A 22,673-nucleotide genomic window follows, 5' to 3' on the forward strand; every position below is an offset into this window, starting at 1 on the left:
AGGGGTGCGCGTGGTTCTTTATCAAGAGTCGCACCGGTGAGGGAGACGGTCAAGTTGAACGCTCCGGGTGGATGCACCAGTAGGCACTCTCGACGGTCAACTATACCTTATTTTGGGCGGTTTGGGGAAGTGCTCAGCGCTCGACAAAACCCTCGACACCGCCTTTGGTCTCGCTCCAGCGCTCGACGACCCCGTCGACCCTGCCTGGGGTGTTCCCGCTCCTGAGCACCTCAAGCAACGTGGCGCACGACGCCTCCGGGCCCTGCGCGACCACCTCGACCCGGCCGTCCACGGTGTTGCGCGCCCAGCCGGTCAGGCCGAGCTCAAGGGCCCTGGCACGCGTCCACCAGCGGAAACCCACCCCCTGCACCCGGCCCCTGACCCAGGCCGTCAGCCGTACGTCCGTCACGCCACGGCCCCTCTCGGCCGGGGCTGGCAGCGGGGGCAACTGTAGGAAGAACGGTTCATGAACGATTCGCGGACGATCGGGGCACCGCACCGGGAGCAGGGTTCGTCGCGCCGACCGTAAACCGCGAGGGAACGGTCGAAGTAACCGCTCTCCCCATTGACATTCACGTAAAGACTGTCGAAGGATGTGCCGCCCTCGGACAGGGCCGCGGACATCACCTCCCGGGCCGCGGCCAGCAGCTCGGCCACCTTCGGCCCGGTCAGCGTCGCGGTGGGACGGGCACCGTGCAGCCTGGACCGCCAGAGGGCCTCGTCGGCGTAGATGTTGCCGACCCCGCTGATCAGCGACTGGTCCAGGAGCGCCCGCTTGACCTCGGTCTGCCGGGCGCGCAGCCGGTGGGCGAACCCGTCGTCGTCGAAGTGGCTCTCGAACGGGTCGGCCGCGATGTGCGCGATCGGCTCGGGCACCGCCCGGCCGCCCGCGTGCGTCATGCCGGTCACCAGCACGTGGCCGAAGGTCCGCTGGTCGACGAAGCGCAGCTCCGGACCGCCGTCGGTGAAGCCGATCCGGACGCGAAGGTGTTTCTCCGGCGCCGAGTCCGGCTCCACGACCAGCAGCTGGCCGCTCATCCCGAGGTGGGCCAGGATCGCGTCGGAGCCGTCCAGGGGCAGCCAGAGATACTTGCCCCTGCGCTCGGCGGGACCGACCGTGCGGCCCTCCATCCGGGCGGAGAACTCCGCGGCGCCGGGGACGTGCCGCCTGATCGCCCTCGGGTGGAGCACCTCGGCGCGGGCGACGACCCGGCCGGAGACCCATCGCTCCAGGCCGCGGCGTACCACCTCGACCTCGGGCAGCTCGGGCATGCGTCTCTCCTCAGGCGACTCGGGCAACTCGTGCGAATTCAGCCGGGTTTCGGCGAACCCGGGCGACCCGGGCTACGGGCGGCTGGATTCGCACCTGTCGCGGTCCCGCTCGGGCGACGAGTGGCCGGTCAGCAGATTAGCTGGCCCGGCGCCCTTCGCGGCCCCGTTCGGTCCCGCTCGAACCTGTTTTTCGGGGCCGGGCGCGCCGTCAGCTGGCCTCGCGCCGCTCGCGGTCCTCGCGGATGCGGTTCCAGGCGGCCTCGGCGGCCTGCTGCTCGGCTTCCTTCTTCGAGCGCCCGGACCCCGAGCCGTACGCCTCGCCACCCACGCGGACGACCGCGGTGAAGGACTTGGCGTGGTCGGGACCGCTCTCCTCGACATGGTATTCGGGCACGCCGAGCGACTCGGACGCGGTGAGCTCCTGCAGCGAGGTCTTCCAGTCGAGCCCGGCGCCGAGCGAGGCGGAGCGGGTGATGAGCGGGTCGAAGAGCAGGTGGACGACGCGGAACGCCTCGTCCAGGCCCCTGTTCACGTAGACCGCGCCGATGAGCGCCTCAAGGGTGTCGGCGAGGATCGAGGACTTGTCACGACCCCCCGTACCCTCCTCGCCCCGGCCGAGCCGCAGGAACCGGCCCAGGCCCAGCGAGCGGGCCACGTCGGCGAGGGCGCGCATGTTGACCACCGCGGCCCTGAGCTTGGCCAGCTGCCCCTCGGGCAGGTCCGGGTGGTTGCGGTAGAGGGTGTCGGTGACGACCAGGCCCAGCACCGAGTCGCCGAGGAACTCCAGGCGCTCGTTGGTCGGCAGGCCGCCGTTCTCGTACGCGTAGGAGCGGTGCGTCAGCGCCCGCTCCAGGATGGCGACGTCAAGGCGCACCAGCAGGAGGCGCTCCAGCTCTTCCTTGACGAACTCGACGGCGACAGGCTTGACGCTTGTACCCACGGCTTCTCCTCGCACGTTCTCTCAGCGAATGCGCGATGGCGAGGGAAGGAAAGAGAGATGCCCGAAGACGTGGTGGGCGCCGGGAGGGCACGCGTTTCACCGCGAACCCCGGCGTCCACCACAGCCGCGGGCGGACCGCCATCGCAGGGGGTGCAGACGGTGACGCCGACCGGGGCCCGTGGAGGACCCGGCCGGCATCCGTCGGTCAGAATGCGATCAGGCGGAGGGCTCGATCACCTGACGGCGGTTGTAAGTGCCGCAGGTCGGACACGCCACGTGCGGACGCTTCGGCGAGCGGCACTGGGGGCAGCTCACGAGCGAAACCGCGGCGGCCTTCCACTGCGACCTGCGGGAGCGAGTATTGCTCCGCGACATCTTGCGCTTGGGGACAGCCACGTCAGCTCTCCTGATCGTTGTTATGTTCCGGAACCAGACCCTGCAGTTTTGCCCAGCGGGCGTCGATCACCTCGTGGCCGTGGTCAGGCTCGGCATCGGCCAGCCTGACCCCGCACTCCACGCAGAGCCCGGTGCAGTCTTCACCGCAGACCGGGCTCAACGGCAGTGTGAGCACAACCGCGTCGCGAAACACGGGTTCGAGGTCGAGAAGCTCACCGTCGAGAAGCGAGTCACTCTCGGCAGCATCCTCTGCCGAGTAGAAGAACAGCTCCTGGAAGTCCACCTCGGTGAGCGAGATGACCGGCTCCAGGCAGCGTGCGCACTCCCCCCGCAGCGGGGATCGCGCAGTGCCCGTGACGAGCACACCCTCCATGACCGCCTCAAGCCGGATGTCCAGCTCGACGTCGGCGTCCTTGGGGACGCCGATCATGTCGACGCCGATGTCCGCCGGTGCCGGGAGAGCGAGATTCATCCGGCGCATCGACCCCGGTCGCCGCCCCAGGTCATGGGTTGAGATCACCCATGGGGCGCGGGGGTCAAGGTGCTGAGTCATTTCGCTCTCGTTAGGCATGGCGCATCATCGCCGTCGTGCAAGGCCGAAATAAGAGAATAGCAGGGCCTAGCCCCTGAGCCGTTCGACCAGGAGTTCCTGCACAAGATCAGGTACCAGCCCGGCCACGCTCCCACCGTACTTGACGATCTCCTTGATGCGGCTGGACGACAGGAAGGAGACCTCGGGCCCCGTGGCCATGAACAGGGTCTCCACCCCGGACATCCGGTAGTTGAGCTGCGCCATCTGGAGCTCGTAGTCGAAGTCGCTGACCGCGCGCAGGCCCTTCACGATGGCGGGGATCTCCTGCTGTTTGCAGTAGTCGACCAGGAGGCCGTGGAACTTGTCCACGCGGACGTTCCCGTACTCCTTGGTGACCGTCTGGAGGGTCTGGATGCGTTCCTCCACCGTGAAGAGGCTCTTCTTCTCGATGTTGATCAGTACGGCCACGACGACCTCGTCGTACTGCCGGGAAGCCCGGCCGATGATGTCCAGATGACCGTTCGTGACGGGATCGAACGATCCCGGACAGACAACGCGACGCAAGGTGGACCCCCTGCTCTAAGGATTCTCGGCGGCGCGACCGTACCAAACGGACGCTTCGCCGTAACGACGGACCCTCTCCTCTTCGTACCCCGGAGGCCAGACCAGATCCTTCCCCCGGCTCTCCCGCTCCACCGCGACCACCGCGTCCTCGGCCAGCCAGCCCCGGTCGCGCAGCAGCCCGAGCACCGTCTCCACCTCCTCGGCCCCCAGCGCGTACGGGGGATCGGCGAGGACGAGGTCGTACGGCCTCCCGGTGTCCCCGGAGTCCCCGGTGTCTTTGGCGCTTCCGGCACCCCCGGGGCCCCTGGCCAGCAGCCGCTCCACCCTGTCGGCGGCGACCTCGGCGCCCGGCAGTCCCAGCGAGGCGATGTTCTGCCGGATCGTCCGGACCGCCCTGGCGTCGGACTCCACGAGGAGCGCGTGACCGGCCCCCCGGGAGAGCGCCTCAAGCCCGAGCGCGCCCGAACCCGCGTAGAGGTCGAGCACCCGGCATCCCTCCAGCGGGCCGATCAGCGACCCCACCGTGGAGAAGATCGCCTCCCTGGCCCGGTCACTGGTGGGGCGGGTCCCCCGCCCCGGCGGCACGGCCAGCCGCCGCCCTCCTGCGCTTCCCGCGATGACTCGGCTCACCCGGCCATCCTCTCAGTGCCGCTCCCGCCGCCGCCCACGCTCCCGCCCCCGGGCGTCGTACGCAGCACGGCGTGTCGCGACGCATCACATAACCGCAGGCCAAAAGGGTCCTGGTAGGTGATCTAGGTCAAGAGTGGGCAAGGAGTGGCGACGAAAGCGTAAGGGTCGTTCCGTCCGGTGCCGGTCCCTTGCATGATGATTCCTGCGGCCTCCAAGTGACCCAGGGGGAGGCCGACCGGCGTGATCGTGAGCCCTTCCGCACGCCGGTGCTCTCGGCACCTGACCCGGGAGTGGGCCCAAGCGGGGACGGCATTCGGGGGGAGGCCGTCCCCGCAGTTGGGCACCGTGGCCGAACATCCCGGCCAGGCACCCCGGACGGGCGTTTCGGCCAGGCATCGCACCAGGCGTCCCCGCCGAGCATGATCCAGACATCGCGGACGGGCGTCGTGACCGTCCCCGCCGCCGGGCCCTCGCGGACCGTGAACACCCCGGCACCCGCCCCCGTCAGGTCTTCTCAAGGTATTCGGCCCGCTCGTCCGCGAGGAGCCTGTCGATCTCCGCGCGGAGCACGGGATGGCCCGCCAGCTCGGGGTCGGCCTCCAGCATGGCCTCGGCGTCCAGGCGCGCGGCGTGGATGACGTCCTCGTCGCGCAGGAGCCTGAGCATCTTCAGCGACGATCTGCGCCCCGACTGGGCCACACCGAGCACATCACCCTCCCTGCGCTGTTCCAGGTCGACACGGGACAGCTCGAAGCCGTCCAGGGTGGCCGCCACGGCGTCGAGCCGCGCCCTGGCGGGCGTGCCGCCCGGGGAGTCGGACACCAGCAGGCACAGGCCGGGCAGCCCGCCGCGCCCGACCCGGCCGCGGAGCTGGTGGAGCTGGGAGACGCCGAACCGGTCGGCGTCCATGATGACCATGACCGAGGAGTTGGGGACGTCGACGCCGACCTCGATGACCGTGGTCGCCACCAGCACGTCGATCTCCCCCCTGGTGAAGGCCTTCATCACCGCCTCCTTCTCCTCCGGCGGGAGCTTGCCGTGGAGCACCTCCGTACGAAGCCCGTGCAGCGCTCCCTGCGAGAGGGTCTCGGCCACGTCGAGCACCGCCAGCGGCGGCCTGCGCTCGTCGTCGGCCTTCGACATGTCGCCCTCGTCACCCTCCAGGTCACCGATGCGCGGGCACACGACGTAGGCCTGACGGCCCAGCTCGATCTCCTCGCGCAGCCGGGTCCAGGCCCGGTCGAGGAAGTGCGGCTTCTCCGCGGCGGGGACCACGTGCGTGGTGATCGGGGCACGGCCCGAGGGCAGCTGGGAGAGCGTGGAGACCGTGAGGTCGCCGAAGACCGTCATGGCGACGGTGCGGGGGATGGGCGTGGCGGTCATGACGAGCACGTGCGGGCGTCCGCCCCCGGCCTTCTCGCGGAGCGCGTCGCGCTGCTCGACGCCGAACCGGTGCTGCTCGTCGACCACGACCAGGCCGAGGTCGGCGAACTGGACGCGCTCCTGGAGGACCGCGTGGGTGCCGACGACGATGCCCGCCGCGCCCGAGGCCGCGTCGAGCATGGCCGAGCGGCGGGCCGCGGCGCCCAGCGAGCCGGTCAGCAGGGCGACCGCGGTGCCGCCGAACATGCCGCCGGTGGCCAGGTCTCCGAGCATGGCCGAGATCGACCGGTGGTGCTGCTGGGCGAGCACCTCGGTGGGGGCGAGCAGCACGGCCTGCCCTCCGGCGTCGACCACCTGGAGCATCGCCCGCAGCGCGACGATGGTCTTGCCCGCGCCGACCTCGCCCTGGAGCAGCCGGTGCATGGGGTGGGGCAGCGCCAGGTCCGCCGCGATCTCCTCGCCCACGTCGCGCTGCCCCTCGGTGAGCTCGAACGGCAGCCGCCCGTCGAAGTCGGCGAGCAGCCCGCCGGAGATCGCGGGCCGGGGCGTGGCGGGCCAGGAGGCCGCGGCCATCCGGCGCTGCAGCAGCACCGCCTGGAGCAGGAACGCCTCGTCGAACCTGAGCCGCTTGCGCGCCCTGGCCACGTCGGCCTGGTCGCGCGGCCGGTGGACCGCGAGCAGCGCCTCCGACAGGCCGGGGAGCCTGTGCCGGGCGCGCAGCTCCGCGGGGAGCGGGTCGTCGAGCTCGCCCATCGTGTCGAGGACCACGCCCAGCGCCCTGCGGATGGCCCAGGGCGTCACGTCCTTGCCCGCCGGGTAGATCGGCACGAGCGCGGCGGCGAACTCCTCCGCGCCCGTCTCGCTCTCCTCGATCATCTCGAACTCGGGGTGGGAGAGCTGCCACTTGCGTTTCTCGCCCTGGCCGAAGGCACCGACCTTCCCGGCGAACATGCCGCGCCTGCCCGGCTTCAGCCGCGTCTCCGCGATGTGGGACGTCTTGCCGAAGAACGACAGGTAGATCTTGCTGCCCCGGGCGTCGACGACCTCGACCTCCAGCCAGGTGCCGCCCTTGTTGCGCATCGGCCTGCGCATCGCCCGGGTGACCTCGCCCACCACGGTGACGTGGTCGTCGACCCGCAGGTCGTCGAGGTCGGTCAGCTCGCCCCGCTCGGCGTAGCGCCGCGGGTAGTGCCGCAGCAGGTCGCCGACGGTGCGCAGGTCGAGAACGCTCTCCAGCAGCTTGGCCGTCTTGGGGTCAAGCGCCTTCGCCAGCGGCTCGTCGAAGCTCGTCACCCCCGTTTTCTACCGTGCCGAGGCGACAGAATTCACCCGCCACGACCTACCCGGCCGCTCGGCACCGGCTCATTCCACCCCGACCAGCAGCGGGTAGCCGCCCTGCCCGCCCTCGTACCTGACCACCTCGATGTCCGGCCTGGTCTCGGCCAGATGGTCCTGTACGGCGCGGGCGAGGCCCTCGGGGGCGTTGGCGCCCTCCAGGACGGTCACCAGCTCGCTGCTCGAGGAGACCATGCGGCGTACGACCTCCAGCGCGGTCGCCGTCAGGTCCGTGCCGATCAGCGCGGCGTCGCCGTCGACCACCCCCAGGACGTCGCCGGGCGCGGTCAGGCCCGCGCTCGTCATGACCTCGCGGTCGGCCACCCAGACGTGCCCGTGGCGGGTGTGCGCGGCGGCCTCGGTCATGGCCACCACATCGTCGTCGAAGCGGCGCAGCGGGTCGTGGACGGCCAGCGCCGACAGGCCCTGCACCGAGGCCCTGGTCGGGAGGACGCCGACCACCAGGCCCTCCTCCCTGGCGATCTCCGCGGCGGCGGCCGCGACCTCGCGCGTCCCGCTGTCGTTGGGCAGGACCACGACCTCGGACCCGGCCTCGCGGATGGCGGCGAGCACCGCCGCCAGCGGGGGGCTCGCGCCGGGCTCGCGCCGGACGACCACGGCCCCCGCCTCCTCGAACACCGCCGCCAGCGCGGGCCCCGCGGCCACCGCCACCACGCCCCTCCCCCGCGCGGCCGGGTGGGTCCTGCCCGAGCCGACCAGGTACGTCACCTTGATCCGGTGGGGGCGGCCCACTCTCATGGCCGCCTCGATCGCCGCGCCCGCGTCGTCCACGTGGACGTGGACGTTCCACAGGCCGTCCCCGCCCACGATCACCAGCGAGTCGCCGAGCGCGTCGAGCTCCTCGCGCAGCGCGGCGACCTCCCCGGCTCCGGCGTCCAGCAGGTACATGACCTCGTAGCCGGGCCCGTCGCCGTCCCTCCCGGCCTCCGCGGCGGTCTCCGGGACGACCCGGTGGGCCGGGGCGGGGATGTCCACCCGCCCGGTGTAGGAGTCGGTGACGACGGCGGCGAGGCTCTCCAGGATGATCGTCAGGCCCGCGCCGCCCGCGTCGACCACCCCGCCCCTGGCCAGTACGTCGAGCTGCCCGGTGGTGCGGCGGAGCGCGGAGCGCGCCTCCCCCGCCGCTCTCCTCGCGACCGAGGCGAGATCCTCCCGCCCGTCGCGCACCGCCGCCGCCACGGCCGTCAGGACGCTCAGGATCGTGCCCTCGACCGGCCTGGACACCGCGGCGCGGGCCAGCTCGGCGGCCCTGACCAGGCCCCGCCCGAGGTCGGTGCCGCGTCCCTCGGCCTCCCTGAGCACCTCGGCGAGGCCGCGCAGCGCCTGGCTGACGATCACTCCGGAGTTGCCTCGGGCGCCGAGCAGCGCCCCCTGCGCGAACGCCCGCCAGGTGGCCTCGGCCCCGGCGTCGTCGGGCAGCCCGTCGAGCGCCTCGGCGGCGGAGAGCATGGTCAGGTGCAGGTTCGTACCGGTGTCGCCGTCGGGCACGGGAAAGACGTTGAGCGCGTCGATCTCCTCGCGGGCCCTGCCCAGGGTCTCGGCGGCCAGCCGCGACCACCTGCGCACCGCGAGCGGGTCGAGAACCTGCAGCATTCCTGCCCTCCTGCTCTCCGGCTCCTGCCCGCGCCCGTCACCGCCCCGCCGATCCCGGCCGTGCCGTCTCCGTCATTACCCTCCGGAGGAGACCAGCCGTGGCGTGTCCCGGAATGCGCTACGGTTGCCTCCGGAGATTATCCCCGTTCGACCGTTCACGGCGGCTCGCGTTCGCGTGCAGGGCCGGACATCGGATATCCTCGTGTGGCCAGCCGGTCGTCCCGGCGTGCCCGATGACCGCCGCCAGTGCGGCGGATCGAGCCTCTCGACTGATTAAAGGAGCGAACCGTGGCTTCCGTCTGCGACGTTTGCGCTAAGAAGCCGACCTTCGGCAACAACGTCTCCCACTCGCACCGCCGCACCCGCCGCCGCTGGAACCCGAACATCCAGCCCGTGCGCGCAGTGGTGAACGGCACGCCGAAGCGGCTGAACGTGTGCACCTCCTGCATCAAGGCCGGCAAGGTCACCCGCTAGCCAGACCTTCGCGAAGCCCGCCGTCCCCCTCGACGGGGCGGCGGGCTTCGCCGTTCCCTATGGGCTTTCACATCCCGGCCCCTCAGGAGACGCGCGTGCGCCAGGCGTGGTCCACGGGGCCGATGCCCGCCCCCAGGGGGAAACCGTGCGCGATCGCGCCGGTGACGTACGCCTTCGCCTTCTCCACGGCGGACGGGACGTCCTCGCCGAGGGCGAGGTGGGAGGCGATCGCGGAGGCCAGGGTGCAGCCCGTGCCGTGGGTGTGCCGGTTGTCGTGGCGCTCCGCGGTGAAGCGGAACTCCCGGGTGCCGTCGGTCAGCAGGTCGACCGGGGCGCCCGGCAGGTGACCGCCCTTGATGAGCGCCCACCCCGGCCCGAGTTCCAGGACCGCGTCCGCGGCCCGGCGCAGGTCGGCCTCGTCCTCGACCTTCACCCCGGTGAGCTGCAGGACCTCCCACAGGTTGGGGGTGACCACCGTGGCCGTGGGCAGCAGGCGCGACTTCACCGTCTCCACGGCCTCGGGGGCCAGGAGCGCGTCGCCGTGCTTGGAGACCCCGACGGGATCGACCACGACGGGCACGTCCAGCCCCGCCAGGACCTCGGCCACCGTCTCCACCAGTACGGGTGAGGCGAGCATGCCGGTCTTGACCGCCTGGGCCCCGATGTCACCGAGCACCGAGTCGAGCTGGGCCCGTACCGCCTCCGGGGGGAGTTCCCAGTAGCCCTGCACGCCCACCGAGTTCTGCGCGGTCACCGCGGCGATCACGCTCATGCCGTGTACGCCGAGGGCAAGCATGGTCTTCAGGTCGGCCTGGACGCCCGCGCCGCCTCCGGAGTCGGAACCGGCGACGGTCAGCACGCGAGGGGGGGTCGAAACGGTCATGTTCCTCATCCAACCAGCCCCGCTCGGGACCGCGAAGCGCTCCCCCGGCTTTCCCCGACACTCCCGGACGCCGGTATCCGGCCCCAGAGCGGCCCTTCGACCGTCTCCGGCCGCTCTGGGGGTATAGGACCGTTCTGTGACCGGAACGGGCTTGTCGGCCGCCTCCGGCCGCTCTGGGAGAAGAAGACCAGAACCCGGCTTCAGCCGCCCGGGACAGCCTGGACGGCGGGAAAGCACCGGTCAGGCGACGGAGCACTCTCCCTGGTCGCTCTGGCAGCTCGCCGGGACCTCCGCGTCGCCGCTCGCGGTGAAGGTGACGACGAGCTCCTCTCCGGCCCCCAGGCCCTCCGGCGCCTCGATCACCAGGTTGTCGCCGACCTGCTCCCAGTCGGCACCGCTCACCGAGGAGATCCTCCCGCTGACCGGCACGCTCACCTTCAGGTTTTCGACGTTCTCGTTCGCGGCGACCACGAGCTCGACGGTGTAGGTCCGCGACCTGTTCCGTACGACGTCGGCGCCGACCGTGATCGCGGCGCCCCCGGCGGGCGGGGGTGCGCTGGAGGTGGTCTCGCTGGGCACGGGATCGGGCCCGGCGCTGCTCAGGGGCTGCTCGGCGGGGGCCTGCGGCTGGTCGCTGACGACGAGAGGCTCGGGGGTGGGGTTGGGCGCGGGCTCGTCGCCGGACTCGTCGGCCTCGTCGGCGAGCGACGGCTCGTCGGTGTCCAGGGGCGCGCGGGTGGCCTTCCGCGTCGGCGTGGGCCGGGGGGTGGAGGTGACCCCGCCTCCCCTGCGGGTGGAGGGGCGGTCGGGGGCGGGGGTGGACTGCGCCCTCTCGCCCCCCGGCTCCGGCGTCTCGTCACCCGCCTCCGAGGGCTCGTCGTCCGGTACCGGTTCCTCCGCGGGCTCCTCGGCGGGCGGGGTGGCGTCGGCCTCCGGTACCGGCTGGTTCGACGCCGCCGCGACGCAACCGGCGGGCGGGCAGTCGGCGGGACCCTCGGAGCCGGCCAGGGTACGGACGCCGACCACGGTCCCGCCGAGCACCACGGCCACCGCGGCGACGACCAGCAACGTCTTCCTGACGCGCCCGCCGGACCTCTCCTCGTCGGGCCACGGGTCGAACTTGGTAGACGCGCCGGAGGTGTCGGACGGCTCGGACTCCGACGTCCATCCCGACCCCAGGAAACCCGTCCGGGTCTCGGTGACCACCGACTCCTCGGGACGGAGCCGGCGCCCGATCAGCTCGTCCTCCCAGCCCGGTTCCGGAGCGGACTCCGGCCCGCGTTTACCCCGGTTCGAGGAAGCCTCGTCCCCGTTTGCCCCGTGGCGGCCCATACGGCCCCTTTCTCGAAGGGAATCTCGACCGCCCATCTTCATACCAGTTAGATAACCGTTTGTCGCAATTTTCACAGATGTCGCAGGAAGTGGTAAGCGTCACTCCCGGAAGTGATCCCAGCCTCCACGGTCGAGCAAAACCCCCTTGACCTGCACGTTTTCCCCCGGACCCCCCTCGACGACGTGGCCCACCACGTTCCAGCCCTCCGGGAGCCGTACGTGGGCCGGGAAGGTCGCGACGAGCGCGTGGTCATCGCCGCCGGAGAGGATCCACTCCAGCGGATCGGCGCCGAGCAGCCGGGCGGCCTCCCGCATCGCCGGTGGGACGGTGAACGCCTCCGGGTCGAGGACGAGCGCGGTCCCGGCCGCCTCGGCCACGTGGCCGAGATCCTGGAGCAGGCCGTCACTCACGTCGAGCATCGCGGTCGCGCCGAGCGCGGCGGCCTCCGGGCCGCGCGCGTAGGGGGGCGCCGGACGGCGGTGGGCGTCGATCAGCTCCACCGGCCCGGCCAGGCCAGCGCGGAGCAGCGCGAGCCCGGCGGCGGCGTGCCCGAGGCGGCCCGCGAAGGCCACCACGTCACCGGGACGGGCCCCCGACCGCGTGACCGGTGCCCGGCCGCCCAGGTCGCCGAGAGCGGTGACGGCGACCACGACGAGATCGCAGCGGGTGATGTCGCCGCCCACCACGCTGGCGCCGACGAGGTCACACTCGTCGCGGAAGCCGTCGGTGAGGTCGTCCAGCCAGCCGGTGGCGGCGTCGGCGGGCAGCCCGAGGCCGACCACGAGGCCGGTGGGATCGGCCCCCATCGCCACGACGTCCGAGAGATTCTGCGCCGCCGCCTTGCGGCCGATGTCGTAGCCACTGGACCAATCGCGGCGGAAGTGCCTACCCTCAATCAACAGGTCAGTCGTCACGACGACCCGCCCGTCGGGAGCGCTCACCACCGCGGCGTCGTCCCCGGGGCCGAGCAACACGGTCCTACCCTGTGGCAAACGTCCGGCAATACGTGCAACAACCCCGAATTCGCCGAGATCTCCGACTGTGATGACACACCTCCCGTTCATCACAGGGTACGGTGGCCCTTCGGCACTGATCCAATCGCCCGGGAGGTCGTTATGGTGCAGGCCTACATCCTTATCCAGACCGAGGTCGGCAAGGCCGCGAACGTGGCGTCGGAGATCTCAAGCATCTCAGGTGTCACGCAGGCCGAGGACGTCACCGGGCCGTACGACGTGATCGTGCGCGCCGAGGCCCGCAACGTCGACGAGCTGGGGAAGCTCGTGGTGGCGCAGATCCAGGGTGTGGAGGGGATCACGCGGACACTGACGTGTCCCATCGTCCATATCTGACGTATCCGCCGTATCCGAGTTCACGCGTCGGCGCCCGGACCCGCCTCCGGGCCCCGAGCCCGCAACCGACCGTCTGGAACGTGACATGCCACTGCGGTTCGCCCGCCGGGCGGGGTGCGTCGGCGCTCTGCTGATCCTGGTGGGCTGCGGCGGTGCCGTCCGGGTCGAGCCACCGGCTCCCGAGGGGGCCGCCGCCTCCGCGTGCCGGGTGCTCGCCGAGCGGCTCCCGGGGAAGCTCGACGGCGCGGACCGGACGGAGTCCACCCCGGCCTCCCCCTACGTCGCCGTGTGGGGGGAGGCGCGCATCGCCCTGCGCTGCGGGGTGCCGCGACCGGTGAGGATGTCACCGACCGACCAGGTGCCCGAGATCGACGGGGTGGCGTGGTACGCCGACCCGGCCAGGCCGACGCTGTTCACGGCGATCGGCAGGGAGGCCTACGTCGAGGTGACGATCGCGCGGGAGCACGTCCCGCAGAACGTGCTGGTCGACCTCGCGGCCCCCATCAAGAGCGCCCTGCCCCAGACCGGCTGAGCCTCCGCGTCAGGAGCGCCCTGTCGCAGGCCAGGTGAGCCTCCGCAGCAAGAGCGCCCTGCCTCGGACCGGCTGAGGGCCCTCCGCGGGCCGGGAAAGCCTCCGCGGCAGGAGCCGCCCTACCGCAGGCCGGGGGAGCGTCCGAGCGCGAGCTGGATCAGCCGGTCGACCAGCTCGGCGTAGGGCACCCCGGTGGCGGCCCACAGCTGCGGCGCGACCGACATCGCGGTGAAGCCCGGCATGGTGTTGATCTCGTTGACGATCAGCCGTCCGTCGGGGGTGTAGAAGAAGTCGACCCGCGACAGGCCCTCGCAGCCCAGCGCCTCGAAGGCGCGGACGGCCATCGCCCGCAGCTCCTCGACCGTCTCCTGGGGGATGTCCGCGGGCACGGACAGGGACATGTCATCCCCGATGTACTTGGCCTCGAAGTCGAAGAACTCGTGGTCGCCGTGGACCAGCACCTCGCCGGGCAGGCTGGCCCTGGGCGCCTCGTCGCCCGGCGACTCCAGCACCGCGCACTCGATCTCGCGGCCCGTGACGGCGGCCTCGACCAGCACCTTGGGGTCGTGCTCGCGGGCGAACTCGATGGCCCGCTCCAGCTCCTCCAGGTTGGCGGCCTTGGAGATGCCCTGGCTGGACCCGGCGCGCGCGGGCTTGACGAATACCGGCCAGCCGAGCTCCTGGACCTCCTTGAGGACCCGGCCGCGGTCGGTCCGCCAGTCGCGGTCGCGGATCGCGACGTACGGGCCGACGGGCAGGCCGGCGGCGGCGAGGACCAGCTTCATGTACGCCTTGTCCATGCCGACCGAGCTGGCCAGCACCCCGGAGCCGACGTAGCGGACCCCGGCCATCTCCAGGAGCCCCTGGATCGTGCCGTCCTCGGCGAAGGGGCCGTGCATCACCGGGAAGACGACGTCGACCTGACCGAGCTCGACGGGGATGCTGCCGGGGTCGTACGCCACCAGCGAGCCGCCGCCCGAGGCCAGCGCCAGCGTCGCGCCCGCGGCGTCGACGGCGGGCAGCTCGCCGCTCTCGATCCCGTAGCGCTGCTCCCCCGAGGCGAGCACCCACCGGCCGTCCTGGGCGATCCCGATGGGAACCACCTCGTACTTGGACCTGTCGATGGCCCCCAGCACGCTTCCCGCCCCGAGAATGGAGACGGCGTGCTCGGAATTGCGACCGCCGAAGACGACGGCGACCCTCGGTAGAGGTTCGTGCTGCTCACTCATGATGACCGAATGTACCCCCTGTTAGGGGGCAATCCGGCTGTTAGACGCGCCTACCTACCCGATGCGGGTAGTGAGTCGAGTGCCTTGGTCACGTCCATGATGAGATCCTCGGCGTCCTCCAGCCCGATGGAGAACCTGACCGCCGCCGCGTCGACCCCCGATCCCTCACCGAGCCGCCGGTGGGTGGCCGAGGCCACGTGCGCGGCCTTGGTACGGGTCCCTCCGGCGGAGGTGGCGATCGAGACGAGCTTGAGGGCGTCGGCCAGGGCCACTCCCGCGTCGTAGCCGCCGCGCGGGGTGATCGTCACGCAGGCGCCGTATCTCGTGCCCTCGGGGCCGGAGTCGAACAGGTGCCTGGCGAGCTGGTGGCCCGGGTGGCCGGGCAGCCCCGGGTAGTCGACCCGGCGTACGGCGGGGTGCTTGGCCACGGCGGCGGCGAAGACCATCGCGGTGGAGCACATCCGGCGGACCCGCAGCGGCAGGGTCTCCAGCCCCCTGCGGAGCAGGAACGCGTCGTCGGGAGAGAGGGTGCCCCCGGTGTCGATCCGGACCTCGCGCAGCTGGGCGATGAGGTCGGGGCGGCCCACCGCCACGCCCCCGGCGCAGTCGTCGTGGCCGCCGAGATACTTGGTCGCGGAGTGGATCACCAGGTCGGCGCCGTGTTCGAGGGGGCGGCACACGATCGGGGTGGCGAAGGTGGAGTCGACCACCAGCAGCGCCCCCGCGGCGCGGGCGATCCGGTAGAGGCCCCGGATGTCGGAGACCGCCATGGTGGGGTTGGACAGCGTCTCCGCGTAGATGATCTTCGTGTTGGGTTTGATCGCCGCCTGCACCCTGGCCAGCTCGCCGTAGCCCACGAAGTCGGCGCCGACCCCGAACCTGGCCAGCACGTTCGTGATCAGCGAGTGGGTCCCGCCGTACAGCGGGGTGGGGGCCACGATGTGCGCGCCCGCGCGCAGGAACGTCATCAGGACCGCGTTGACGGCGGCCATCCCCGAGGCGAACGCCTGCCCCGCCACGTCCTCGGGCGCCGCGGCGCCCTCCAGGGAGGCCACCGCCGAGGCGAAGGCGGCGGTGGTGGGGTTGTCGATCCGGCCGTACGCGTAGCCGTGGCTCTTCTCGTCGAACACCTCGGCGTACCCGGCGGAGTCGCCGAAGCCCCACGCGGAACTGCGCCACACGGGAAGGCCGAGCGGGGTCTGCCGGGGTGTCTCGGGAGCGGGCAGGTGCACCGACCGGGTGTTCTCGCCCTTGCGCCTGCGCATCCGTCTGTTCATCGACCACGCTGTCCGTTCACAGGCCGTACCGTTCCGGCTTGGGAGTCCGCGACATCAGCAGCACCGCGGCCTCGCTGGGGGGCATTGCGTCGTGGACGACGGCCACCACCACCTCGGTGATCGGCATCTCCACGTCGTGTTTTCTGGCCAGTTCGAGCACCGACTCGCAGGATTTGACCCCCTCGGCGGTCTGTTTCGTGGCGGCGATGACCTCGGCCAGCGTCATGCCCCGCCCAAGATTCTCACCGAAAGTACGGTTCCGGGACAATGGGGATGTACAGGTCGCCACCAGATCGCCCATGCCCGCGAGGCCCGCGAAGGTGTGCGGGTCCGCGCCGAGCACCGTGCCCAGCCGGGTGATCTCCGCCAGCCCGCGCGTCATCAGCATCGCCCCGACGTTGTCGCCGAGTCCCATCCCCGCCGAGATGCCGACCGCCAGGGCGATCACGTTCTTGACGGCCCCGCCGAGCTCGACCCCGATGACGTCGGGGTTGGTGTACGGGCGGAACCAGGGCGGCAGGTAGCAGGCCTCCTGGAGGCGCTCCATCGCCCGCTCGTCGGTGCAGGCGACCACGGTGGCGGCCGGCTGGCCCCGGACGATCTCACCGGCCAGGTTGGGGCCCGACACCACCGCGACCCGCTCCTGCGGCACCTCGGCGACCTCGCAGATCACCTCGCTCATCCGCTTGGTGGTGCCCAGCTCGATGCCCTTCATCAGGCTGACCAGCACCGCGCCGGGCGGCAGGTGCGGTTTCCAGCCGGTCAGGTTCTTCCTCAGGGTCTGGGAGGGCACCGCGAGCACCACGAAGTCGGCGCCTTCGAGGGCCTCCGCGGGGTCGGTGGTGGCGCGCAGCGTCTCGGGCAGCACCGCGCCCGGCAGGTAGTCGGGGTTCTCGTGCCGCCGGTCGATCGCCTCGACGACGTCCGGCCTGCGGCCCCACAGCGTCGTCCGGGTGCCCGCCCCGGCGAGGATCATGCCGAAGGTCGTCCCCCACGAGCCCGTGCCGAACACGGCGGCCTTGGTCATCGGTTCTCCTCGGGCGTGGGAACCTCCGCCTCGGGGCGGGGGAGGCTGCGCGGCGCGATGCCGTACGGCTCGGTATCGCGTCCGGCGGCGCCCTCACCGCCGGAATGGCGGAGAGGTGAGACGCCTGTGGAGCTGGTGTAGGACCTCAAGGGATTTCTCCTGGCGGGCGACCGGCGGTGATTCAGGAACTCTCACGGGCGACCGTGGGAATCCCCTCCCTTCGGGGAGGGGAGGATGTCAACACCGTACGCCGAAGTCAGTTGTCGGACGGTCGCTTGAACGGCGTCCCGGGTGGCTTCTCCCCGCGGATCTCGGCCAGCTGGGCCGTGATCGCCGCCATGATGTCGGCGGTCGCCTCGCGCAGGACGTCGGCGGAGAGCTGCTCCCCCTCGCGCCCCGCGTACCTCGACAGGTCGACCGGCGGTCCCGTCTGCACGCGGAAGGTCTTGCGCGGCAGCAGGCGGGGCCTTCTGGCGCCGTACGGCAGGATCTCCTGGGCCCCCCAGTGGGCGACGGGGATCACCGTCGCGCCGGTGGCCAGCGCGAGCCTGGCCGCGCCGGTCTTGCCCTCCATCGGCCAGAAGTCCGGGTCGCGGGTGCAGGTGCCCTCCGGGTAGAACATCACGCACGCCCCGGCGGCGAGCCGCCGCCGCGACTCCTCCAGCGAGCGGGCCGCGTCGGCGCTCCCCCGGTAGACCGGGATGGCCTGCAGCGCCCGTACCAGGGGACCGACCAGCGGCACCGAGAACAGACCGGACTTGGCGAGGATCACCGGCCAGCGTCCGTGGTTGTAGAGGAAGTGCGCGACGAGGATGGGGTCCAGCCACGACAGGTGGTTGGTCACCATGATGATCCCGCCCGTCCTGGGCAGACGGTCGCTGCGACGCCAGTCCTTCTTGACCAGGAGCCACGAGATCGGCTTGACGATCGCGACGGCGAAGGCCACCCAGAATCGCGAAGGCCAGCCGGGGCGTCTCATGGGCTCCTCCATCTGAGCGGGATGCGCCCCAAGTCTCCCGGTTGGCTCCGGGGAATGTCGAGGCGGGATGCTTAAGGCTATGTCTGCTTCGGAGAACTCCGGCTGGACCCTCGTCGTCCCGGTCAAGACACTGGTCGCCGCCAAAACCCGCCTGTCGGCCGCGGCGGGCCCGCACCGGGCCGCGCTGGCCGTGGCGATCGCCTGCGACACCGTCGAGGCGGCGCTGAGCTGCGCGCTCGTCGCGCGGGTGGTCGTGGTGACGGGCGACCCGGTGGCCGCGGAGGCGCTCGGCGAGGTCGGGGCGCACGTGGTCGGCGACCCGGAGGCGGGGCTGAACGCCGCCCTGCGGCACGGCGCCCTGGAGGCGGCGCGGCTGGCGCCCGGCGACGCCGTCGGCGCCCTCCAGGCCGACCTCCCGGCCCTGCGCCCGGCGGAGCTGGCCCGCGTGCTGACCGCCGCCGCGGAGTTCGGCCAGATGTTCCTGCCCGACGCCGCCGAGATCGGCACGACCTTCTACGGCGTACGGCCGGGGGTGCCGTTCACGCCGGGGTTCGGCGGCGAGTCGCGGGAACGGCACCTGCGGCGCGGCGCCAAGGAGCTCTCCGTGGAGGGAGTGGAGTCGGTCCGCCACGACGTGGACACCCCGGACGACCTGCGCCTGGCGCTGGCCCTCGGCGTCGGCCCGCGCACGCTGGCGATGGCGGAGAGGATCTCCGCGTCGAGCCGGGAAGGCGGGCGAGCGCCCGGCCTGACCGGCGGGTGAGACGGGGACGGCTCGGGCGGGACGGATCGGGTCGAGCGGGGACGGCTCGGGCGGGGATGCCTCGGGCGGGGGCGGCTCAGGTGGGGTGATTCGGGCGGGACGGGCCGAGTCGGGCGAGACGGTTCGGGCGGGGACGGGGCCACGGGCGGGAGTTAGGCTGGGCGGGTGCAGGCGACGGTGCGGGACTTCGACCCGGCGACCCGGTCGGGGTCGGTATTCCTGGACGACGGGACCCGGATCCCGTTCGACACGGCGGCGTTCGACGCGGGGCCGCTGCGGCTGCTCAGGTCCGGCCAGCGGGTCAACATCGTCATGGACGGCGACAACGTCGTCTACGTCACCCTCTCGACCTTCCCCCTGCCCGGATAGACAGCCCCGAGCAGACACCCCGGACGGACAACCCGAACGGACAACCCCGGACGGACGCCACCAGCTGAACACCCCGGTCGGACGTCACCGGCTGGACTCCCCGGACAGACTCCCCCGTACAGGCCCTCGGAAAAACCCCCGAACGGGCGTCCTCACCGGGCGGGCCCGGCGGAAAAGCCGGGCGCCCGGACTCCCGTCGCGGGAGTCCGGGCGCCTGTGCCCGAGGCCTACCTCTTCTTCGACGCCTTCTTGCCGCCGGTGTTGACGAGTTCCTTGAAGTCGGAGCCCGGCCGGAACTTCGGCCCCCAGCTCTCGGCGACGCGAATCTCGGCACCCGTCGAGGGGTTGCGGGCGGTGCGGGCCGGCTTGTGCACCATCTCGAAAGCGCCGAACCCCGTGATCGAGACCTTGTCGCCACTCGCGACGGCGGTCTGGATGGCGTCGAGCACCGCGTTCACGGCCTCGGTGGCCGTCTTCTTGTCGCCCACCCGATCCGCGATGGCGTCGACGAGTTCCTTTTTGTTCATAAGGTTGCTCCCCCTGCTTACCGATGTCCGGGAGTGGGTCACGAGGCAGAAAACCCGTCTCACCCGATTTGTCACGGCGAGGGGTCTCATCACAGATCTCTCATCAACGATCACGATGAGAAACCCCTTGCCCGCTTGAAATTAGGGGACGGAGCCGTATGACTCAATCACCTTCCGCAATGTTTCCAGTGCTTGGCGTATCTGAAACCACGACATCAATACTGAGAAGGAACAAATCAAGGCGCCCGGTGGCGTGTTCGAGGTCGCGTTTGGCCAAATCGCAGATGGCCAGAAGACGCCTGGCGAGACGTTTTCTGTCCTCGGCGGGGACGGGCAGGGACCGGACGCGGCGGTGCGCCTCGCGCAGCCGCCACGCCAGCTCGTGTTCTGAACTCGTCAGACGGTCGTCGGCAGCCATGGCTGCCGACCATTCTCGTATGCCCCTATGGCGTCGGCGTTGCGCAGGGTCAGCCCGATGTCGTCCAGGCCCTCCGTGAGCCGCCAGCGCGTGTAGTCGTCGATCTCGAACGCGGCGGCCTCGCCGTCCCAGCGGACCTGGCGTTCGCCCAGGTCGACGGTGATCTCCAGGGTGGGGTCCGCCTCCACCGCGGCCTGCAGGGCCTCGACGATCTCGCCGGGAAGGACGACCGGGAGCAGACCCATCTTGGTGGAGTTATTACGGAAGATATCCCCGAACCGGGCCGCGATCACGACGCGGAAACCGTACTGCTGCAGGGCCCAGACCGCGTGCTCGCGGGAGGAACCTGTGCCGAAGTCGGGTCCGGCGAGCAGGATCGTGGCGCCCTCGTGGGCGGGGTCGTTCAGGACGAAGGCGGGGTCCTCGCGCCAGGCGGAGAACAGGCCCTTCTCGAAACCGGTCCGGCTGACCTGCTTGAGCCAGACGGCGGGGATGATCTGGTCGGTGTCCACGTTGCTGCGGCGCAGCGGCACGGCCCGGCCGGTGTGGGTGACGAACGCTTCCATCGCGAGGACTCCTTACAGGTCGGCGGGCGCGGTGAGTTTGCCGGTGACGGCGGTCGCGGCGGCGACCTGCGGGGACACGAGGTGCGTACGGCCGCCCTTGCCCTGGCGTCCCTCGAAGTTGCGGTTGGAGGTCGAGGCGCTGCGCTCGCCGGGGGCGAGGGTGTCGGGGTTCATGCCCAGGCACATGGAACACCCGGCCTCGCGCCACTCGGCGCCCGCCTCCTTGAAGACCTCGTGCAGCCCCTCCTGCTCGGCCTGGAGCTTGACCAGCATCGAGCCGGGGACGATCAGCGTGCGCGTGACGACCCGGCGCCCGCGCAGCACGTCGGCCACCGCGCGCAGGTCCTCCAGCCGCCCGTTGGTGCAGGAGCCCACGAAGACCGTGTCGACCTGGACCTCACGGAGCGGGGTGCCCGCGGTCAGGCCCATGTACTCCAGGGCGCGGGTGGCGGCGGCCGGGTCGTCGGTGTCCTCGGGGCGCGGCACGGACGTCCCCAGCGGGGCGCCCTGGCCCGGGTTGGTGCCCCAGGTGACGAACGGGGTCAGCGTCGAGGCGTCGATCTCCACGACGGTGTCGAAGACGGCGTCCTCGTCGGTCACGAGCGACTTCCAGTACGCGACCGCGGCGTCCCAGTCCGCGTCGGCCGGGGCGTGGGGACGGCCCCTGAGGTACTCGAAGGTGGTCTCGTCGGGAGCGATCAGGCCCGCGCGGGCGCCCGCCTCGATGGACATGTTGCAGACGGTCATCCGGCCCTCCATGGAGAGCTTGCGGATGGCCTCGCCCCGGTACTCGACGATGTAGCCCTGGCCGCCACCGGTGCCGATCTTGGCGATGATCGCCAGGATCAGGTCCTTGGCCGTGACGCCGGGCGGCAGCTCGCCGGAGACCTCGATGGCCATCGTCTTCGGCCGGTAGGCGGGCAGCGTCTGGGTCGCCAGCACGTGCTCGACCTCGGAGGTGCCGATGCCGAACGCGATGCCGCCGAAGGCGCCGTGGGTGGAGGTGTGAGAATCACCACACACGATCGTCATGCCGGGCTGGGTCAGGCCGAACTGCGGGCCGATGATGTGGACCACGCCCTGTCCCGCGTCACCCATCGGATACAGCCGGACACCGAACTCCGCGCAGTTCTTGCGCAGCGTCTCGACCTGCACCCGCGACACCGGGTCGTCGATGGGGCCGCGTACGGTCGGGACGTTGTGGTCCTCGGTGGCGACGGTGAGGTCGGGCCGCCTGATCGGGCGACCGGCCAGGCGCAGGCCGTCGAACGCCTGCGGGCTCGTGACCTCGTGAATGAGGTGCAGGTCGATGTAGAGCAGGTCGGGTTCTCCTTCAGCACGTCGCACGACGTGCTGCTCCCATACCTTCTCCGCGAGCGTGCGGCCCATGTCGCCTCCTTGCGATCGGCTGTCCCACTCCCACTTGCTTTCTCATATGTCGAGACGGCAGTATCGGTGTATGGACAACTCTAGCGGAGTCGGCGTACTCGACAAGGCCGTCCTCGTGCTCAATGCCCTCGAAGCAGGTCCGGCGTCCCTCGCGCAGCTCGTTCAGGCCACCGGCCTGGCACGGCCCACCGCCCACCGGCTGGCCGTCGCGCTGGAGCACCACCGCATCGTCTCCCGCGACACACAGGGCCGGTTCGTGCTGGGCCCGCGCCTGTCCGAGTTGTCCACGGCCGCCGGGGAGGACCGGCTGCTGGCCGTCGCCTCTCCGGTCCTCACCCAGCTCAGGGACCTGACCGGCGAAAGCGCGCAACTTTACCGTCGCCAGGGCGACGAGCGGGTCTGCGTGGCCGCCGCCGAGCGCGCCAGCGGGCTGCGCGACACCGTGCCGGTCGGCTCGGCGCTGCCGATGCTCGCCGGTTCCGCGGCGCAGATCCTGCTCGCCTGGGAGGAGCCCGACCGCCTGCACCGGGGCCTGCGCGGGGCCAAGTTCACCGCGGCCACGCTGGCGAGCGTACGGCGCAGGGGCTGGGCACACAGCGTCGGCGAGCGCGAGCAGGGCGTGGCCAGCGTCTCGGCGCCGATCAGGGGCGCGGGCGGCAAGGTGGTCGCCGCGGTCTCGGTCTCCGGCCCGATCGAGCGCCTGACCCGCACCCCCGGCCGCCTCCACGCCGCCCCCGTCGTCACCGCCGCCGAACGGATCACCGAGTCGATGCGCCGCGCCAACTGAAGACCGGCCGAGGGCCCGCTGAGAGCCCGCCGGGGGCGAGCCGGAGCACCGTGGCGGGCGGATCACCGGGCCGGAGGGACGGCGCCGGCTGACACCCGCCGATCG

26 protein-coding genes are annotated in these 22,673 nt (G+C 71.6%); 6 read left to right on the forward strand and 20 right to left on the reverse strand.

Annotated elements, in window-relative coordinates:
* Window positions 1-133 precede the first annotated feature (133 nt).
* The 9 genes from ACW9TB_RS06355 to ACW9TB_RS06395 form a co-directional block, all read right to left on the reverse strand.
* The gene (locus ACW9TB_RS06355; RefSeq protein WP_472746986.1) at window positions 134-409 is read right to left on the reverse strand and encodes an acylphosphatase; all 276 of its coding nucleotides are present in this window, start codon (window positions 407-409) and stop codon (window positions 134-136) included.
* Window positions 406-1,272 (reverse strand): bifunctional DNA-formamidopyrimidine glycosylase/DNA-(apurinic or apyrimidinic site) lyase, encoded by an 867-nt coding sequence (mutM, locus tag ACW9TB_RS06360; RefSeq protein ID WP_472746987.1) that lies wholly within the window; start codon window positions 1,270-1,272, stop codon window positions 406-408. Before mutM ends, ACW9TB_RS06355 begins: the two co-directional genes overlap by 4 nt.
* 208 nt (window positions 1,273-1,480) lie before the next feature.
* Complete coding sequence (gene rnc, locus ACW9TB_RS06365; protein ID WP_329094214.1) at window positions 1,481-2,164, reverse strand: ribonuclease III; 684 nt, start codon at window positions 2,162-2,164, stop codon at window positions 1,481-1,483.
* 264 nt (window positions 2,165-2,428) lie between these two features.
* Complete coding sequence (gene rpmF, locus ACW9TB_RS06370; RefSeq protein WP_012894381.1) at window positions 2,429-2,608, reverse strand: 50S ribosomal protein L32; 180 nt, start codon at window positions 2,606-2,608, stop codon at window positions 2,429-2,431.
* 1 nt (window position 2,609) lies between these two features.
* Window positions 2,610-3,161 carry a YceD family protein gene (locus tag ACW9TB_RS06375; protein WP_472746988.1) on the reverse strand — a complete coding sequence of 184 codons (552 nt, stop codon included), beginning with the start codon at window positions 3,159-3,161 and terminating at the stop codon, window positions 2,610-2,612.
* 66 nt (window positions 3,162-3,227) lie between these two features.
* Entirely contained in the window at window positions 3,228-3,704 is a 477-nt protein-coding gene (gene coaD, locus ACW9TB_RS06380; protein WP_344748159.1) for a pantetheine-phosphate adenylyltransferase, read from the reverse strand.
* Between the two features lie 15 nt (window positions 3,705-3,719).
* The gene (gene rsmD, locus ACW9TB_RS06385) at window positions 3,720-4,334 is read right to left on the reverse strand and encodes a 16S rRNA (guanine(966)-N(2))-methyltransferase RsmD (RefSeq protein WP_472746989.1); all 615 of its coding nucleotides are present in this window, start codon (window positions 4,332-4,334) and stop codon (window positions 3,720-3,722) included.
* Between the two features lie 504 nt (window positions 4,335-4,838).
* The gene (gene recG / locus ACW9TB_RS06390; RefSeq protein ID WP_472746990.1) at window positions 4,839-7,010 is read right to left on the reverse strand and encodes an ATP-dependent DNA helicase RecG; all 2,172 of its coding nucleotides are present in this window, start codon (window positions 7,008-7,010) and stop codon (window positions 4,839-4,841) included.
* A 69-nt stretch (window positions 7,011-7,079) separates the two neighbouring features.
* Entirely contained in the window at window positions 7,080-8,666 is a 1,587-nt protein-coding gene (locus ACW9TB_RS06395; protein WP_472746991.1) for a DAK2 domain-containing protein, read from the reverse strand.
* A 288-nt stretch (window positions 8,667-8,954) separates the two neighbouring features.
* Between ACW9TB_RS06395 and rpmB the strand changes: the two genes are divergently transcribed.
* A complete protein-coding gene (gene rpmB, locus ACW9TB_RS06400; RefSeq protein WP_012894387.1) occupies window positions 8,955-9,140 on the forward strand; it encodes a 50S ribosomal protein L28 in 186 nt (61 codons plus the stop codon).
* An 82-nt stretch (window positions 9,141-9,222) separates the two neighbouring features.
* Here the strand turns inward: rpmB and thiD are convergent, their stop codons facing one another.
* From thiD to ACW9TB_RS06415, 3 genes are all read right to left on the reverse strand, one after another.
* Complete coding sequence (thiD, locus tag ACW9TB_RS06405; protein ID WP_472746992.1) at window positions 9,223-10,032, reverse strand: bifunctional hydroxymethylpyrimidine kinase/phosphomethylpyrimidine kinase; 810 nt, start codon at window positions 10,030-10,032, stop codon at window positions 9,223-9,225.
* A 231-nt stretch (window positions 10,033-10,263) separates the two neighbouring features.
* Window positions 10,264-11,229: a hypothetical protein gene (locus tag ACW9TB_RS06410; RefSeq protein ID WP_472746993.1), complete on the reverse strand. Its 966-nt coding sequence runs from the start codon at window positions 11,227-11,229 to the stop codon at window positions 10,264-10,266.
* Window positions 11,230-11,454: 225 nt separating this feature from the next.
* On the reverse strand, window positions 11,455-12,420 hold the full coding sequence (locus tag ACW9TB_RS06415) for a thiamine-phosphate kinase (protein ID WP_472746994.1): 966 nt from the start codon (window positions 12,418-12,420) through the stop codon (window positions 11,455-11,457).
* Window positions 12,421-12,471: 51 nt separating this feature from the next.
* Between ACW9TB_RS06415 and ACW9TB_RS06420 the strand changes: the two genes are divergently transcribed.
* A complete protein-coding gene (locus ACW9TB_RS06420) occupies window positions 12,472-12,705 on the forward strand; it encodes an Lrp/AsnC family transcriptional regulator (RefSeq protein ID WP_472746995.1) in 234 nt (77 codons plus the stop codon).
* Between the two features lie 85 nt (window positions 12,706-12,790).
* Window positions 12,791-13,237 (forward strand): DUF3515 domain-containing protein, encoded by a 447-nt coding sequence (locus tag ACW9TB_RS06425; RefSeq protein WP_472746996.1) that lies wholly within the window; start codon window positions 12,791-12,793, stop codon window positions 13,235-13,237.
* 119 nt (window positions 13,238-13,356) lie between these two features.
* Here ACW9TB_RS06425 and ACW9TB_RS06430 read toward each other — a convergent pair whose 3' ends face one another.
* The 4 genes from ACW9TB_RS06430 to ACW9TB_RS06445 form a co-directional block, all read right to left on the reverse strand.
* On the reverse strand, window positions 13,357-14,466 hold the full coding sequence (locus ACW9TB_RS06430) for a D-alanine--D-alanine ligase family protein (protein WP_472746997.1): 1,110 nt from the start codon (window positions 14,464-14,466) through the stop codon (window positions 13,357-13,359).
* Between the two features lie 50 nt (window positions 14,467-14,516).
* Window positions 14,517-15,743, reverse strand: coding sequence for a trans-sulfuration enzyme family protein (locus ACW9TB_RS06435; protein WP_472746998.1), 1,227 nt, complete (start codon window positions 15,741-15,743; stop codon window positions 14,517-14,519).
* Window positions 15,744-15,759: 16 nt separating this feature from the next.
* On the reverse strand, window positions 15,760-16,770 hold the full coding sequence (locus ACW9TB_RS06440; protein ID WP_472746999.1) for an NAD(P)H-dependent glycerol-3-phosphate dehydrogenase: 1,011 nt from the start codon (window positions 16,768-16,770) through the stop codon (window positions 15,760-15,762).
* Window positions 16,771-17,026: 256 nt separating this feature from the next.
* On the reverse strand, window positions 17,027-17,749 hold the full coding sequence (locus tag ACW9TB_RS06445; RefSeq protein WP_472747000.1) for a lysophospholipid acyltransferase family protein: 723 nt from the start codon (window positions 17,747-17,749) through the stop codon (window positions 17,027-17,029).
* A 67-nt stretch (window positions 17,750-17,816) separates the two neighbouring features.
* Between ACW9TB_RS06445 and cofC the strand changes: the two genes are divergently transcribed.
* Window positions 17,817-18,512 (forward strand): 2-phospho-L-lactate guanylyltransferase, encoded by a 696-nt coding sequence (cofC, locus tag ACW9TB_RS06450; protein WP_472747001.1) that lies wholly within the window; start codon window positions 17,817-17,819, stop codon window positions 18,510-18,512.
* 165 nt (window positions 18,513-18,677) lie between these two features.
* Window positions 18,678-18,881 (forward strand): hypothetical protein, encoded by a 204-nt coding sequence (locus ACW9TB_RS06455; protein WP_472747002.1) that lies wholly within the window; start codon window positions 18,678-18,680, stop codon window positions 18,879-18,881.
* Between the two features lie 227 nt (window positions 18,882-19,108).
* Here the strand turns inward: ACW9TB_RS06455 and ACW9TB_RS06460 are convergent, their stop codons facing one another.
* From ACW9TB_RS06460 to leuC, 4 genes are all read right to left on the reverse strand, one after another.
* Window positions 19,109-19,408, reverse strand: coding sequence for an HU family DNA-binding protein (locus tag ACW9TB_RS06460; RefSeq protein ID WP_350969487.1), 300 nt, complete (start codon window positions 19,406-19,408; stop codon window positions 19,109-19,111).
* Window positions 19,409-19,571: 163 nt separating this feature from the next.
* The gene (locus tag ACW9TB_RS06465) at window positions 19,572-19,826 is read right to left on the reverse strand and encodes an SCO5555 family protein (protein ID WP_472747003.1); all 255 of its coding nucleotides are present in this window, start codon (window positions 19,824-19,826) and stop codon (window positions 19,572-19,574) included.
* Entirely contained in the window at window positions 19,805-20,392 is a 588-nt protein-coding gene (gene leuD, locus ACW9TB_RS06470; protein WP_472747004.1) for a 3-isopropylmalate dehydratase small subunit, read from the reverse strand. Before leuD ends, ACW9TB_RS06465 begins: the two co-directional genes overlap by 22 nt.
* A gap of 12 nt (window positions 20,393-20,404) precedes the next feature.
* Window positions 20,405-21,781, reverse strand: a complete 1,377-nt coding sequence (leuC, locus tag ACW9TB_RS06475) for a 3-isopropylmalate dehydratase large subunit (RefSeq protein ID WP_472747005.1) — start codon at window positions 21,779-21,781, stop codon at window positions 20,405-20,407.
* A 70-nt stretch (window positions 21,782-21,851) separates the two neighbouring features.
* Here leuC and ACW9TB_RS06480 point away from each other — a divergent pair, with 70 nt between their 5' ends.
* Complete coding sequence (locus ACW9TB_RS06480) at window positions 21,852-22,568, forward strand: IclR family transcriptional regulator (protein WP_329085241.1); 717 nt, start codon at window positions 21,852-21,854, stop codon at window positions 22,566-22,568.
* The last annotated feature ends 105 nt before the right edge of the window (window positions 22,569-22,673 follow it).

Source organism: Streptosporangium sp. H13245 (assembly GCF_055690525.1).